This is a genomic window from Lentzea albida, from assembly GCF_900111005.1.
Lineage (GTDB): Bacteria > Actinomycetota > Actinomycetes > Mycobacteriales > Pseudonocardiaceae > Lentzea > Lentzea albida.
In genome coordinates this window covers 93272-109602 of sequence record NZ_FOFV01000028.1, presented here as the reverse complement: position 1 = coordinate 109602, position 16331 = coordinate 93272, and the positions used below count along the sequence as shown (strand labels likewise).

2 protein-coding genes are annotated in these 16331 nt (G+C 72.8%); both read left to right on the top strand.

The window, feature by feature from the left end:
- Nucleotide 1 precedes the first annotated feature (1 nt).
- Nucleotides 2-9292 carry a type I polyketide synthase gene (locus tag BMY74_RS41570; RefSeq protein ID WP_089927178.1) on the top strand — a complete coding sequence of 3097 codons (9291 nt, stop codon included), beginning with the start codon at nucleotides 2-4 and terminating at the stop codon, nucleotides 9290-9292.
- A 37-nt stretch (nucleotides 9293-9329) separates the two neighbouring features.
- Nucleotides 9330-16271, top strand: a complete 6942-nt coding sequence (locus BMY74_RS41565) for a type I polyketide synthase (RefSeq protein WP_089927175.1) — start codon at nucleotides 9330-9332, stop codon at nucleotides 16269-16271.
- The last annotated feature ends 60 nt before the right edge of the window (nucleotides 16272-16331 follow it).

The following is a 16331-nucleotide window of genomic DNA, read 5'->3' as shown; positions in this document are numbered from 1 at the left end:
CATGGAGTCTTCCGGGGACAAGGTCGTCGCGGCACTGCGGGCGTCGATGAAGGAGGTCGAGCGGCTGCGCAGGCAGAACCAGAGCCTGCTCGCCGCCGCGTCCGAACCGATCGCGATCGTCGGCATGGCCTGCCGGTACCCCGGTGAGGTGTACTCACCCGAGGACCTGTGGGACCTGGCCTGCTCAGGGGGCGACGCGATCACCGGCTTTCCCGGTGACCGGGGCTGGGACCTCCGCTTCCTGCGCGACAGCGGTGTCGACGCACGTGGCATGGGCCTGAGCACCCAGGGCGGTTTCCTCAGCACCGCCACCGACTTCGACGCGGCGTTCTTCGGCATCTCCCCGAGGGAGGCGGTCGCCCTCGACCCGCAGCAACGACTGCTGCTCGAGACCTCGTGGGAGGCGGTCGAACGGGCCGGGATCGATCCCGCGGGCCTGCGCGGCAGCCGGACCGGTGTCTTCGTCGGCACCAACGGGCAGGACTACGCCTACCTGGTGGTCGGGTCGCTGGAGGACGCCGACGGCGGGATCGGCACGGGGATCGCGGCGAGCGCGACCTCCGGCCGCATCGCCTACACCTTCGGCTTCGAGGGGCCGGCGATCACCGTCGACACGGCGTGCTCGTCGTCGCTGGTGGCCGTCCACCTCGCGGCACAGGCGCTGCGCAACGGCGAGTGTTCGCTCGCGCTGGCCGGTGGGGTCAACGTCATGTCCACGCCGGGTTCGCTGGTCGAGTTCAGCAGGCAGGGAGGACTCGCCGCAGACGGGCGGTGCAAGGCGTTCTCCGACAGCGCGGACGGCACCGGGTGGGCGGAGGGCGTCGGCGTGCTCGCGCTGGAACGGCTGTCCGACGCGACGCGCAACGGGCGGAAGGTGCTGGCCGTCCTGCGCGGCTCGGCGGTCAACCAGGACGGTGCCTCCAACGGCTTCACCGCGCCGAACGGGCAGGCCCAGCACCGCGTGATCCGGCAGGCGCTGGCGGCGGCAGGTCTGCGACCGTCCGAAGTGGACGTCGTGGAGGCGCACGGGACCGGGACCCCGCTCGGCGACCCGATCGAGGTGCGGGCACTGCAGGCGGCCTACGGGCAGGACCGGGACCAGCCGCTGCTGCTCGGATCGCTCAAGTCGAACATCGGGCACACGCAGGCCGCCGCCGGGGTGGCCGGTGTGATCAAGATGGTGCAGGCGCTGCGGCACGGCGTCGCCCCGAAGACGCTGCACGTGGACGTGCCGTCGTCGCACGTGGACTGGTCGGCGGGCGCGGTCGCCCTGCTGAGGGAGACGACGCCGTGGCCCGATGTCGATCGGCCCCGCCGGGCCGCGGTGTCCTCGTTCGGGATCAGCGGCACGAACGCGCACGTGATCATCGAGCAGGCCGACCAGGATCCGGAACCGGAGAGCCGGCCCGACGCGCCGCCCGTGGTCCCCTGGGTGATCTCGGCGAGGACCGAGTCCGCTCTGACGGCTCAGGTCGAGGCGGTGCGTGCGGCCGGGACGTCCCGGGTGGACACCGGCTGGTCGCTGCTGAGCCGCACACCGTTCGAGCACCGTGCGGTCCTGCTCGCCACCGCCGGCGCTGTCACCGAAGTCGCGAGGGGAGTGGCGGGACGGAGGTCCGTCGCCTTCCTGTTCTCCGGTCAGGGCTCGCAGCGCCTGGGCATGGGACGGGAGCTGTACGACCGGTTCCCGGAGTTCGCCGAGGGGTTGGACGAGGTGCTGGAGCACCTCGATCCCGGTGTGCGGGAGGTGATGTGGGGCTCGGACCCGGAACCGCTGAACCGGACCGGGTGGGCGCAGCCCGCGTTGTTCGCGATCGAGGTCGCGCTGTGGCGGCTCGTCGAGGCGTGGGGGATCATCCCCGACTTCGTGGGCGGGCATTCGATCGGCGAAGTCGCGGCGGCACACGCCGCGGGCGTGCTGTCCCTGGAGGACGCGTGCCGGTTGGTGTCGGCCCGGGCCCGGCTGATGGAAGGTCTTCCGCCTGGCGGCGCGATGGTCGCGATCGAGGCGACCGAGGGCGAGGTGCTGCCGCTGCTGGGCGGAGACGTGTCGATCGCGGCGGTGAACCGCGCCGGCTCGGTGGTGGTGGCAGGGCGCGAGAGCGCGGTCCTGGCGGTCGCGAGCCGGTTCGACGACCGCAGGACAACTCGCCTCAAGGTGTCGCACGCGTTCCATTCGCCGCTCGTGGAACCGATGCTCCACGAGTTCACCGGCACACTGGAGGACCTGACGTACCGGGAACCGCGGATCCCGCTCGTGTCGAACGTGACCGGCGGGCTGGTCACCTCCGAGGTGTGCGACCCGCGGTACTGGGTGCGGCACGTGCGGGAGTGCGTGCGGTTCGCGGACGGTCTTCAAGCGCTGACCGCCGCGGGAGCGACCGCGTTCCTCGAACTCGGGCCGGACGGTGTCCTGTCCGGGTTGGTCGACGACGCGCTCGCGATACCCGTGTTGCGCGGTGATCGGGCCGAGGAGACCGCACTGCTGACCGCGTTCGGCCGCCTGCACGTCGCCGGGGTGGAGCCGTTGTGGGCCAGGTTCTTCGACGGGCAGGGCGCGAGGCGGGTGGACCTGCCGACGTACCCGTTCCAGCGCAACCGGTACTGGCCCGCCGACCAGGCGCCGGCCGCGGAGTCGCTGGTTCACCGCGAGTGGGTTCCCGTGGACGTGAGGGGCGCCACGACATCATCGGTGGTGGTGGACGACTGGCTGGAGAACGGGATCACCACCGCACGACCGGGCACTCTCGTCCTTCCCGTGTCAGGTGATCGTGAGGACGTCATCACCTCCGCCCACTCCCTGACCGCACGTGCGCTCCAGGTGCTGCGGGACTTCCTGGACGACGAGCGCTTCGCCGGTTCCCGGCTCGTCTTCGTCACGAGCGGGGCGGTGTCCGCCCGTGCGGGTGAGTCCGTCACGGACGTCGCCGCCGCCGCGGTGTGGGGACTGGTCCGCTCCGCGCAGTCCGAGGAGCCCGGACGGTTCGCGCTGGTGGACGTCGACGACTCGGCTGCGTCGCGAGCCGTGCTCGCCGACCGGCTCCCGTCCGATGAGCCGGAAGTGGTCGTGCGGTCGGGTGTCGTGCGGGCGAGCCGACTCGGGAAACCGGCCACCCCCGAGGTCGTCGACGGCCTCGGCTGGAACCCGGAGGGCACGGTTCTGATCACCGGGGGAGTCGGCGGGCTCGGCAGCGAACTGGCCCGGCACCTGGTGGTGCGCCACGGAATGCGGCACCTGCTGCTCGCGGGCCGACGTGGTGGGGCTACACCCGGTGCCGCGGAACTCGTGGCCGAGCTGACCGCCCTGGGAGCCCAGGTGACCGTGTCCGCGTGCGACGTGGCCGAACGTGCCGCGGTGAAGGAACTCCTCGCCTCGATCCCGGCCGAGCACCCGCTCACGGCCGTGGTGCACACGGCGGGGGTGCTCGACGACGGCGTGCTCAGGTCGCTCACGGCCGACCGGATCAGCGCGGTCCTGCGCCCCAAGGCCGACGCCGCGTGGCACCTGCACGAGCTCACCCGCGATCTCGACCTCGCCGGTTTCGTGCTGTACTCCTCGGTGTCCGGAGCGTTGGGAGCTCCCGGGCAGGCCAACTACGCCGCGGCCAACGTCTTCCTCGACGCGCTCGCCCAGCACCGGGTGAGCGCGGGCCTGCCGGCCACGTCGGTGGCGTGGGGCGCGTGGGAGCCTGCGGCGGGGATGACCGCGTCGCTCGACGAGACCAGCCTGCGGCGGATGTCCCGTGCGGGCGCCGAACTGCTCTCGGTGGAGCAGGGCCTGCGGTTGTTCGACCTGGCGGTGACGTCGGGCGAGGGGGCCGTTCTCGCGCTGGCGTCCGCTGTGGACAAACGGGAGACGCCCGGCCCGGCGGACGTCCCCGTGGAGAGCGAAGCCGCGAGGTTGCTCGCGCTACCGGAGCGAGACCGGCTGGTGCGGGCTCTGGAGATCGTGCGGACGCACGCCGCGGAGGTGCTCGGACACGCGGACGCGGACGAGGTCGCCGCGGAGCTCGAGTTCCGCCAACTGGGCTTCGACTCGCTGACCGCGATCGAGCTGCGCAACCGGCTCAAGGCCGCCACCGGCGTCCCGCTACCCGCGACGCTCGTGTTCGACTACCCCACCCCGTCCTCGCTCGCGGCGTTCCTGGTCGCGGAGCTGACCGGAACCGGCCGCGACGACATCGGGGCCGGACTCGTGCCGGTGGCCGCCGACGACGACCCCGTGGTGGTCGTCGGCATGGCCTGCCGCTTCCCGGGAGGCGTGGAGTCGGCGGACGACCTGTGGGACCTGGTGTGCGCGGGAAGGGACGCGATCGGCGACTTCCCCGCCGATCGCGGCTGGGACCTGGGCGCTGATCTGGGATCGACGTCGTCCGGTGCCTTCCTGCCGGACGTCGCCGGGTTCGACGCGGCCTTCTTCGGGATCTCCCCGAGGGAAGCGCTGGCCATGGATCCGCAGCAGCGGGTCCTGCTGGAGGTCTCCTGGGACGCGCTGGAACAGGCGGGGATCGATCCGGTCGCGCTGCGGGGCAGCCGCACCGGGGTGTTCGTCGGCACCAACGGCCAGGACTACGTCCACGCCGTGTTCGCCTCCGGGGAGGACACCGCCGGGCACGCTAGCACCGGGCTCGCCGCGAGTGTCCTCTCCGGACGGTTGTCCTACACGTTCGGCTTCGAGGGTCCCGCGATGACGGTCGACACCGCCTGCTCGTCGTCGTTGGTGTCGCTGCACCTCGCGGTCGAGGCCCTCCGGCGGGGCGAGTGCGGGCTGGCTCTCGCCGGTGGTGTGACCGTGATGACCACACCGATGAACTTCGCCGGGTTCTCGCGCCAGGGCGGGTTGTCGCCCGACGGCCGGTGCAAGGCGTTCGCCGACGGAGCGGACGGAACGGGCTGGGGCGAAGGCGTCGGCGTGCTCGTGGTCGAGCGGTTGTCCGACGCGGACCGCCTCGGGCACCGGGTGCTCGCGGTGGTGCGCGGTTCGGCGGTGAACTCCGACGGCGCGTCGAACGGGCTGACGGCCCCCAACGGCCCGTCCCAGCAGCGCGTGATCCGCGCGGCACTGGCGCAGGCCGGCCTCGCACCGTCCGATGTGGACGTCGTCGAGGCACACGGCACCGGGACGCCGCTGGGAGACCCGATCGAGGCCCAGGCACTGCAGGCCGTGTACGGCAAGGGCCGCCGGCACCCGCTGCTGCTGGGATCGGTGAAGTCGAACATCGGGCACACCCAGGCCGCGGCGGGAGTCGCGGGCGTCATCAAGATGGTGCAGGCACTGCGGCACGGTGTCGCCCCGAAGACGCTGCACGTGGACGCGCCTTCATCGCACGTGGACTGGTCCGCGGCCGCGGTGGAGCTGACGACTGAGAACACGACGTGGCCCGCTACAGGGAGGCCGCGGCGTGGCGGTGTGTCGTCATTCGGGCTCAGCGGCACGAACGCGCACGTGGTCCTGGAGCAGGGCCCGGAAACCGGCCACGCCGGACACGACGACGACCGCGTGATCCCGTGGGTCGTGTCCGCGAAGTCCGAGCAGGCACTGGCCACCCGGATCGCGAGCCTGGGGTCCGTCGGCTCGCCTCGGACCGACGTCGGCTGGTCGTTGGCGCGGCGGCCGGTCCTCGACCACCGTGCCGTGCTGCTCTCCGCGGGGGGCGGTGTCACCGAGGTCGCCCGGGGCGTCGCGAGCCCGCAGCGGATCGCCTTCCTCTTCCCCGGACAGGGTTCGCAGCGCCTGGGGATGGGACGGGAGCTCCACGCGCGGTTCCCCGTGTTCGCCGAAGCCTTCGACACCACGCTCTCGCTGCTGAACCCAGGGCTGCGGGACGTGATGTGGGGGGAGGACCCCGACCTGCTGGACATGACCGTGCACGCGCAGCCCGCGCTGTTCGCGGTCGGGGTGGCGTTGTTCCGCCTCGTCCTGTCGTGGGGCGTGCGGCCGGTCCTCGTGGGCGGCCACTCGATCGGCGAGGTCGCCGCGGCGCACGCCGGCGGAATCCTGTCGCTGGAGGACGCGTGCGCGCTGGTGAACGCACGGGCCGCGTTGATGCAGGCCCTGCCGTCACGGGGAGCGATGGTCGCGATCGAGGCCACCGAGGAGGAGGTCCTGCCGCTGCTGGGCGGAGGTGTGTCGATCGCGGCTGTGAACAGGTCCGACTCGGTGGTGATCTCGGGCGAGGAGGCCGGGGTGCTCGCGATCGCCGAGGGGTTCGCCGAGCGCAGGACCCGCCGGTTGCGGGTGTCGCACGCGTTCCACTCGCCGTTGATGGAGCCGATGCTCGAGGACTTCGCCGTGGTCGTGAAGGGGTTGACGCTGCACGAACCTCTGGTGCCGGTGGTGTCCAACCTGACCGGAGCGCCCGCCACCGACGAACTCCGGGAGCCGGGGTACTGGGTGAGGCACGTGCGCGAGACCGTCCGTTTCGCCGACGGGGTGCGGGCGGCGACCGAGGCGGGGGTGACCGCGTTTCTGGAGCTGGGGCCCGACGGTGTCCTGTCGGGCCTGGTGGACGAGGGACTCGCGGTGCCGGCGCTGCGCAGGGACCGCGACGAGGAGACCGCTCTGCTGACCGCGCTGGCCCGGCTGCACGTCAGCGGTGCCGAGGTGGACTGGCGGCAGGTGCTCGTCCCCGGGCGTCTGGTGGATCTCCCGCCGTACCCGTTCCAGCACCGCCGGTTCTGGCCGGCGGTGTCGGCGGCGAGCGCGGGCCCGTCCGGCGTCGGCCAGGTCGAGGCCCGCCACCCGTTCCTCGGCGCCTCGGTGCACCTGGCGGACTCCGGCGAGGTCGTGCTGACCGGTCTGCTGTCCCAGGCGACGCATCCGTGGCTGGCCGGGCACCGGGTGGGTGACGTCGCGCTGTTCCCGTCCACGGCCCTGCTGGAGCTGGCGATCAGGGCGGGCGACGAGGTGGGCTGTGCGCGGGTGGACGAGCTGGAGGTGGTCGCCCCGGTCGTGGTGCCCGAACGCGAGGCGGTCCAGGTCCAGGTGCGGATCGGTGCTCCCGGCGAGTCCGGCCGGCGCGCACTGCACGTGCACGCCCGCGTGGCCGATGAGGGGAACTGGGTCGAACACGCGACCGGCGTGCTGAGCACCGGACTCGACGCGGGGACCCGGCTCACTTCGGCGTGGCCACCGGACGGCGCGACACGGCGGGAGACCGGTGGCCTCCCTGGCCTGCGGGCGGTGTGGCGGCACGGCGACGAGGTGCTGGCCGAGGTCTCTCTGCCCGACCACGAGGACGGAGAGGCGTTCGGTCTGCACCCGGCACTGCTCGACGCGGCCGTGGGGGCCGCGGCACTGCTCGGGTTCGACGACGTGGTCCCGCTCTCGTGGAGCGGCGTCGCGCTGCACGCGTCCGGCGCCTCCGCGATCCGGGTGCACGTGGCCAGGAGCGGAGCGGAGACCGTGTCGCTGAGCGCGGTGGACGCCTCGGGAGCGCCTGTGATCACGTGTGCCTCGGTGGTGCTCGGGCCCGCGCCGACCCCGGTCGCGGTCGTCGGCTCGCCCGAGCCGCTCCTGCGGCTGGAGTGGGCGGCACTGGCAGTCCAGCCCGCCGCGGCTCCTGTCACCGAGGTCGGCGGCTGGTTCGACCGCGGGCTCGCCGACGCGGAACCGGGCACCCTGGTCGTCCCGGTCGCGGGAGACCCCGACGACGTCGTCGCCTCCACCCACCTGCTGACCGCACGTGCGCTGGAGGTGGTGCAGGAGTTCCTGGCGGACGACCGGTTCGCGACTTCACGGCTGGTGTTCCTCACCAGGGGCGCCGTGGCAGCGGACGCCCGTGAGCACGTGGCCGACGTCGCGGCCGCCGCGGTGTGGGGCCTGGTCCGCTCGGCGCAGTCGGAGGAACCGGGCCGGCTGCTTCTGGTCGACTCGGACGACTCGGTGGCGCTGGCGGGACTGGCCGAGCAGGTTCTGCCCGACGAGACCCAGGTCCTCATCCGCGCCGGTGAGGTGCGCGTCGGGCGGCTCACGCGCACGCCCGCCGGCACCGAACCGGCTCGGTGGGACCCGGACGGCACGGTGCTGATCACCGGCGGTACGGGCGGGCTGGGCAGTGAGCTGGCACGCCACCTGGTGTGCGAGCACGGAGCCCGGCGGCTCGTGCTCGCCGGTCGGCGTGGCCTCGCCACACCGGGCGCCCCCGAGCTCGTCGCCGAACTGGCCGGGCACGGCGCACACGTCGTGGTCGCCGAGTGCGACGTCTCCGATCGCGCGTCGCTGGCCGGCCTCTTGGCGGGTATCCCCGACGAACACCCGTTGACAGCCGTGGTGCACACGGCGGGTGTGCTCGACGACGGCGTCATCGCCTCGCTGACCGCGCCGCGGCTCGACGCGGTCTTGCGCCCGAAGGCGGACGCGGCCTGGCACCTGCACGAGCTGACGCGGGAGAAGGACCTCGCCGGTTTCGTGCTGTACTCCTCGGTCTCCGGTGTCGTGGGCAGCCCCGGACAGGCGAACTACGCCGCGGCGAACGTCTTCCTCGACGCCTTGGCGGCGCACCGCGCGGGTCAGGGCCTGCCCGCGGTGTCGGTGGCGTGGGGTGCCTGGGCGCCCACCGCGGGCATGACCGCGACGCTGGGCGAAGCCGCGCTCGAACGGATGTCCCGCGCCGGTGCGGCGACCTTGTCGGTGGAGCAGGGACTGCGGCTCTTCGACGCCGCGCTGGCCTCCGGTGAACCCTCGGTGGTCGCACTGCCTCCCGCGAGCACGACCGATCCGCGGCGCCGGACGGCCGCGCGCGCGATCCCCGTCGTCGACTCGGTGGCCGACCAGCTTCGCGGGATGCCTGAGGGCGAGCGGACCGCGTTCGCCCTCGACCTGGTCCGGTCGCACGCGGCCGAGGTGCTGGCGCACACCGACGCGGACGAGGTCGTGGCGGACCAGGAGTTCCGGCAGCTGGGGTTCGACTCGCTGACCGCGATCGAGCTGCGCAACCGGCTCAGCGCCGTCACCGGGCTGCGGCTGCCCGCCACGCTGGTGTTCGACCACCCCACACCCGCCGCGCTGGCGGCACACCTGGTGACCGCGCTGGCCGGTGGTTCCGGGGAAGGCGGAGACCTGTCACCGCTGGCCGAACTGGACCGGCTGGAGTCCGTGCTGGCGGCCTGCGACGCCGACGACGACCTCCGGGCAGGCGTCGCGATCCGGCTGCGGTTGCTGCTGGAGCAGTGGAGCGGTCAGACCAAGGAGTCCGACGAGCGCGCGGTCGCGGACCGGATCCACACCGCGAGCACCGACGAGGTCTTCGCGTTCATCGACAACGAGCTCGGCCGCCTGCGGGATCGCTGATCCTCCGTCTGCCGTGAGAATGAAAGGGCGCACCGCGATGTCTGAGCAGGACAAGCTCGTCGAGTACCTGAAGTGGGTCACCGCGGACCTGCACGAGACCCGTCAGCGCCTCGAGGAGGCCGAGTCCGGCAGGTACGAACCGATCGCGATCGTCGGCATGGCCTGCCGGTTCCCCGGTGGTGTCAGGTCCGCGGACGAGCTGTGGGACCTCGTCGTCTCCGGAGGAGATGCGATGGGCCCGCTTCCCGCGGACCGCGGCTGGGACCTCAGCCTGCTGGCCCACGACGACGCACCCGCGACCTACCACGGCGGGTTCCTGTCCGGTGTGGCCGGCTTCGACGCCGCGTTCTTCGGGATCTCCCCGCGGGAGGCGCTGGCGATGGACCCGCAGCAGCGGCTGCTGCTGGAGGTCTCCTGGGAGGCGGTCGAACACGCCGGGATCGACCCGCGGTCGCTGCGGGGCAGCCGGACGGGAGTGTTCGTCGGGACGAACGGGCAGGATTACGCGCACGCCGTGCTGGCGTCCGAGGAGGACGTCGAGGGTCACGCCGGTACGGGCCTCGCCGCGAGCGTGCTCTCCGGGCGCGTGGCCTACACCTTCGGCTTCGAGGGCCCCGCGATGACGGTCGACACGGCGTGCTCGTCGTCGTTGGTGTCGCTGCACCTGGCCATGCAGGCCCTGCACCGGGGCGAGTGCACCCTGGCACTGGCGGGCGGCGTGACGGTGATGGCGACGCCGATGAACTTCGCGGCGTTCTCCCGCCAAGGAGCGTTGTCGAGCGACGGCCGGTGCAAGGCGTTCGCCGACGCGGCCGACGGCACCGGCTGGGGCGAAGGCGTCGGCGTGCTGGTGGTGCAACGGCTGTCGGACGCGCTGAGCGCCGGACACCGGGTGCTGGCCGTGGTCCGCGGTTCCGCGGTGAACCAGGACGGCGCGTCCAACGGGTTGTCGGCGCCGAACGGTCCGGCGCAGCAACGTGTGATCCGCCAGGCCCTGGCGGGCGCCGGTCTGTCCACACGCGACGTCGACGTCGTGGAGGCCCACGGCACCGGCACGGTGCTCGGTGACCCGATCGAGGCGCAGGCCTTGCTGGCCACCTACGGCCAGGACAGGGACCGGCCGTTGCTGCTGGGGTCGGTCAAGTCGAACATCGGCCACACCCAGGCGGCGGCGGGTGTGGCCGGTGTGATCAAGATGGTGCAGGCCTTGCGGCACGGCACGGTTCCCGCGACCCTGCACGTCGACGCGCCCTCGTCCCACGTGGACTGGTCGGAGGGAGCGGTCGCGCTCGTCACCGAGCCGACGTCCTGGCCGGAGGCGGGCAGGCCGCGCAGGGCCGGTGTGTCGTCGTTCGGGGTGAGCGGGACGAACGCGCACGTGGTCCTGGAGCAGGCGCCCGCGACCGACCAGCCCGCCGCGCAGGAGTCGCCGGTGACGCCGTGGGTGGTGTCCGCCAAGTCTCCGCAGGCGGTGGCGGACGCGGTGGACCGCCTCGGCGGTGTCGGCGCCGCGCGCTCCGACGTGGCCTGGTCGCTGCTCGCCCGTCCGGTCTTCGACCACCGGGCCGTGCTGCTGGCGACCGGTGACGGCATCACCGAAGCGGCACGGGGGAAGGTCGTGCCCGGTGCCGACCGCCCCGTCCTCGTGTTCCCCGGCCAGGGGGCGCAGTGGCGGGGGATGGGGCGCGGGCTGCTGGAGACCTCGGCCGAGTTCGCCGAGAGCATCGCCGCCTGCGAGAAGGCCTTGAGCCCGTACGTGGACTGGTCGCTGACGGAGGTGCTGCGCGGAGCGCTGGAACTCGACGAGGTCGATGTCGTCCAGCCCGTCTCGTGGGCGGTGATGGTGTCTCTCGCGGCCGTGTGGCGGTCGCACGGGGTGGAGCCGTCGGCGGTGCTGGGGCACTCCCAGGGCGAGATCGCGGCGGCGTGCGTGGCGGGCGTGCTGTCCCTGGAGGACGGTGCGCGGATCGTGGCGGTGCGCAGCCAGGCCATCAAGCGCGTGCTGTCGGGGAAGGGCGCGATGGCCTCCGTCGCCGCTTCCCAGGAGGTCGTGGCCGAGCGCATGGGCCGGTTGTCGCTCGCGGCGGTCAACGGTCCCGTGAGCCTGGTGGTCTCGGGGGAGCCGGGCGACGTCGACGAGTTCGTGGAGGGGTGTCGGCGTGACGGGATCCGCGCGAAGCGCGTCCCGGTGGACTACGCCTCCCACTCGGCGCAGGTGGAGGCCCTGGCCGACGAGCTGCGGGAGTCCCTCGCCGGAGTCACCGCGCGTCAGGGCGAGGTGCCGTGGTTGTCGACGGTGATCGCGCGGTGGGTAGATCCCGCCGAGCTGGACGCCGAGTACTGGTACGACAACCTGCGCGGGACCGTCCGGCTCCGCGATGCCGTCGAGGTCCTCGTGCGCGAGGGACATGGAGTCTTCATCGAGTGCGGTCCCCATCCCGTGCTCACCACCGGTGTGCAGGACACGCTGGAGGCCATCGGCTCGACAGCGGCCGTGCTGGGAACCCTGCGGCACGACGACGACACCCCGCAGCGGCTGCTCACCTCCCTCGCGGAGGCCTTCGTCGCGGGTGCCGGCGTCGACTGGCGCCGGGTGGTGCCCAGCGGTCGCTTGGTGGACCTGCCGCCGTACGCGTTCCAGCACCAGCGGTTCTGGCCCGGCGGTGCCCAGTCGGCGGGCGACGTGGCCACCGCCGGGCTGAGGGCGGCGGCTCACCCGCTGCTGGGTGCCGCGGTGTCGGTCGCCGGATCGGACGAGGTGCTGCTGACCGGCAGGCTCTCCCTGGCCACGCACCCGTGGCTCGCGGACCACCGCATCGGTGGCGTGGTGCTGTTCCCCGGCACGGGTTTCGTCGAACTGGCGATCCGTGCCGGCGACGAGTGCGGGTGCGGCCGGGTCGAGGAGCTGACACTGACCACGCCGCTGGTGCTGCCGGAGTCCGGCGCGGTGCACGTCCAGGTGCGGGTGGGCGCGCTCGACGAGGACGGCCGGCGCGAGCTGCAGATCCACTCGAAGCACGCCGAGGACGACGACTGGATCCAGCACGCCGGTGGAACCGTGACCGCCGCCGACGACCCCGCGGGCTTCGGCAGCGGAAGCTGGCCGCCACCGCAGGAAGCGGTGGTGGCCGACCTGGCGGACTTCTACGACGGCTACGCCGAGCGCGGCGCGGAATACGGTCCGTCGTTCCGGGGCGTGCGGGCGGCCTGGCTGGACGACGGAGCGGTGTACGCCGAGATCACGGTCCCAGACCAGCTCGCGGACGTGCCGGCCTACGGGATGCACCCGGCGTTGTTCGACGCCGCGCTGCACACGGCCGGCCTGGCCGGGTTGGAGGTCCGCGGAGGGCTTCCGTTCTCGTGGGAGGGCGTGACCCTGCACGCCTCCGGGGCCTCCGTGTTGCGCGTGCGGATGGTGAAGACGGGACCGGCGTCGCTGTCGCTGAGCGCGGTCGACGTCGAGGGCGCGCCGGTGGTGTCGGTGGAGTCGCTGACCATGCGGGCGCCCGGCCCGGTCACGGCCGGTCGCCGGGACGCCGACTCGTTGCTGGCTCTCGGCTGGATCCCCGCCGAGGAGGCGCCGTCCGGGCACCACACCTGGTCCATCGTGGGTGCGGACCGCTTCGACCTCGGCTACGTGCTGCAGATGCGCGGTGAGTCGGTCGTCGCCTACACGAGCTCCCTGGCCGGCGCTCGCGCTGACGTGGTGGTCGTCCCGGTGTCCGGTGACGACCCCGCGCCCGCGACTGTGCGAGAACTGACTACGCGGATGCTCGCTCTGCTCCAGGAGTTCCTGACCGACGAGAGCTTCTCCCGGTCGCGCCTGCTGGTCGTGACCAGTGGCGCGGTCGCCGTCCGCGACGGCGAGCCCGTCACCGACCTGGCGGCGTCGGCGGTGTGGGGTCTCGTCCGCTCCGCCCAGTCGGAGAACCCCGGCCGGTTCCTGCTGGTCGACGTCGACGGCGACCAGGCGTCGCACGCGGCGGTGCCGGGCCTGGTCGGCCTGGTCGGGACCGGTGAGACCCAGGTCGTCGTGCGTGGGGGAGTGGCGGAGGTGGGCAGGCTGATGCCCCTTTCGTCCGTCGGCGGCGCCCTGGTGCCGCCCGCAGGAGTCCCCTGGCGCCTGGACAGTGCGCGCAAGGGCAGCCTGGACGCGCTGGAGCTCGTGCCCTGTCCCGAGGTGCTGGAGCCGTTGACCGGCCGGCAGGTCCGCGTCCGCGTCCGCGCCGCCGGGCTGAACTTCCGGGACGTGCTCAACGCACTGGGGATGTACCCCGGCGACGCGGGCGTCTTCGGCGCGGAAGCTGCAGGCGTGGTGGTCGACGCGGGCCCGGAGGTCGTGGGCGTGCGTCCCGGTGACCGGGTGATGGGCATGTTCCCCGGCGTGTTCGGGCTGCTGGCGGTCACCGACGAGCGGTTCGTGGTGAAGGTGCCGTACGGCTGGTCCGACGAGACCGCCGCGTCGGTCCCCGTGGCCTTCCTGACCGCTTACCACGGCCTGCTCGACCTGGCGGGACTCCAGGCGGGTGAACGGATCCTCGTGCACGCCGGAGCCGGTGGTGTCGGCATGGCCGCCCTTCAGCTCGCGCAGCACCTGGGGGCGGAGGTGTTCGCGACGGCGAGCGAGGGCAAGTGGGAGGTGCTGCGCTCCCTCGGGGTGCCGGACGAGCGGATCGCGTCTTCCAGGACGACCGAGTTCGAGCACAGGTTCCAGCGGGTGGACGTGGTGCTCAACGCCTTGACCGGCGAGTTCGTCGACGCCTCGCTGAGGTTGCTCGGTGCGGGCGGGCGGTTCCTCGAGATGGGCAAGACCGATCTCCGCGATCCCGGCGACCTGCCCTACGTGGAATACCACCCCTTCGACGTGGGCCGGGTCCACCCCGACCACGTCCAGCAGATGCTCACCGAACTGGTGGGCCTGTTCGAGCGGGGTGTGCTGCGGCCGTTGCCGGTGCGGACGTGGGACGTGCGGCGGGCTCCGGAGGCGTTCCGGTTCATGAGTCTGGCCAAGCACGTGGGCAAGGTCGTGCTGACGGTGCCGTGCGAGTGGGATCCCGAGGGCACCGTGCTGATCACCGGCGGGACCGGGGGACTGGGCAGTGAGCTGGCCCGGCACCTCGTGCTGCGGGGCGGAATGCGCCACCTCCTGCTCACCAGCCGTGGTGGGGTCGCCGAGCCGGGACTCGTCGAGGACCTCAGGGCGGCGGGCGCCGCGGTCGAGGTCGTCGCGTGCGACGTCGCCGACCGCGAGGCGGTGGCCGCGCTGCTCGCACGGATTCCGGCTGAGCACCCGCTGGAGGTGGTCGTCCACGCCGCGGGTGTCCTGGACGACGGTGTGGTCCAGTCCCTGACGCCGCAACGCCTCGACGCGGTGATGAAGCCCAAGGTGGACGGTGCGTGGCACCTGCACGAACTGACCCGCGATCTCTCCGCGTTCATCCTGTTCTCGTCGTTCGCGGGGGTGACGGGCAGCTCCGGCCAGGCCAACTACGCGGCGGCCAACGTGTACCTCGACTCCCTCGCGCACCAGCGCAGGAGCGAGGGCCTTCCCGCGGTCTCGCTCGCCTGGCCGCTGTGGGAACGCGCCACCACCATGACCGGCGAGATCCTCGGCAGCACGGTCGAGCGCAGGAAGTCCGGCGGCGTGCCACCGATCAGCACCGAGCAGGGCTTGGCGCTCTTCGATGCCGCGACCGCGGCCGACGCGGCCCTGGTCGTCCCCTTCGGACTGCGCAGGGGTTCCGTCGCGGTACGGGGCGAGGTGCCCGCGTTGCTGAGGGGCCTCGTGCGGACCGGGCGGCGTGCCGCCGCGAGCCGCACGACCACCACGCTGCGGGACCGGCTGCGCGATCTGGGCGGCGAGCAGAGGGAGCGGGCACTGTGCGATCTCGTCGTCGAGTTCGCCGCGACGCTGCTGGGTCACGCGGACAAGGACGTGGTCACCCCGGACAGCGACTTCCTGGGCCTCGGGTTCGACTCGCTGATCGCGGTCGAGTTGCGCAACAAGCTGAGCGAGGCCGTGGGCGTCCGCCTGCCGTCCACGGTGGTCTTCGACACCGGGACACCCGGCCGGCTCGCCCGCTGGCTCGACGGGGAACTGGGCGAGGCGGCCCCGGCCGTGCGCCGCTCCGCTGACACCGGGAGCGAGACCGTCGAAGGGGTCTTCTTCGCCGCGATGGCGAACGGCAGGCTCCAGGAGGGTCTGCAGATGCTCAAGGCGGTCGCCCTCACCCGTCCCGGTTTCGAGACCCCCGCCGAGCTGGTGGAACTGCCCCAGCCGGTCACGCTCGCCGAAGGACCCGCCCCCGCCAGGCTGCTCTGCGTCAGTTCGCCGACGGTGACCGGTGGTGTGCACCAGTACGCGCGCATCGCCGCCCACTTCCGCGGCAAGCGGACCGTGCAGGCGCTGCCGTTGCCCGGGTTCGCTCCGGGGGAGAGCCTTCCCGCCACGGCTGAGGCGGTGAGCAGGGTCGTCGCGGAGAGCGTGCTGCACGCGAGCGACGGCGAACCGTTCGTGCTCGTCGGCCACTCCTCGGGCGGCTCGCTCGCCTACGCGGCCGCAGGCGTGCTGGAGTCCACCTGGGGCATCCTGCCGGAGGCCGTTGTCCTGCTCGACACGCTGAGCATCACGCACGGTTCCGGGGGAGCGTCCGACTTCACCGATCTCACCCGCGTGTACCTGGACGAGTCCGACACCGCCGTGAAGGTGACCAGCACGAGGCTGTCGGCGATGACGCACTGGTTCTCGAAGATGGCGGACCTGGAGGTGCGGCCGACCAGCGCCCCGGTGCTCCTGGTGCGGTGCGCCGTCCCGCTGATGTCCGACGGCGAACCGCTCGTGCGTGACGAGCAAGCCGAGCCGGTCGTGGCGGGTGCGGACGTCCGCGTCGTCGAGACCGACCACTTCGCACTGGCGATGGAGGATTCCGGTCTCACGGCGGACGTGGTGGACGGCTGGCTCACCACCGTGCTCGGGTGATTCGCCGGGCCCACCGCGAGTGGGGCGGGCCGTGGCCGGGGGCGTCCACGAGGTAGTGGA

Bases quoted from the DNA above. Each gene is read 5' to 3' on its own strand.
- BMY74_RS41570 (WP_089927178.1), top strand. From the start codon at position 2: ATGGAGTCTTCCGGGGACAAGGTCGTCGCGGCACTGCGGGCGTCGATG.
- BMY74_RS41565 (WP_089927175.1), top strand. From the start codon at position 9,330: ATGTCTGAGCAGGACAAGCTCGTCGAGTACCTGAAGTGGGTCACCGCG.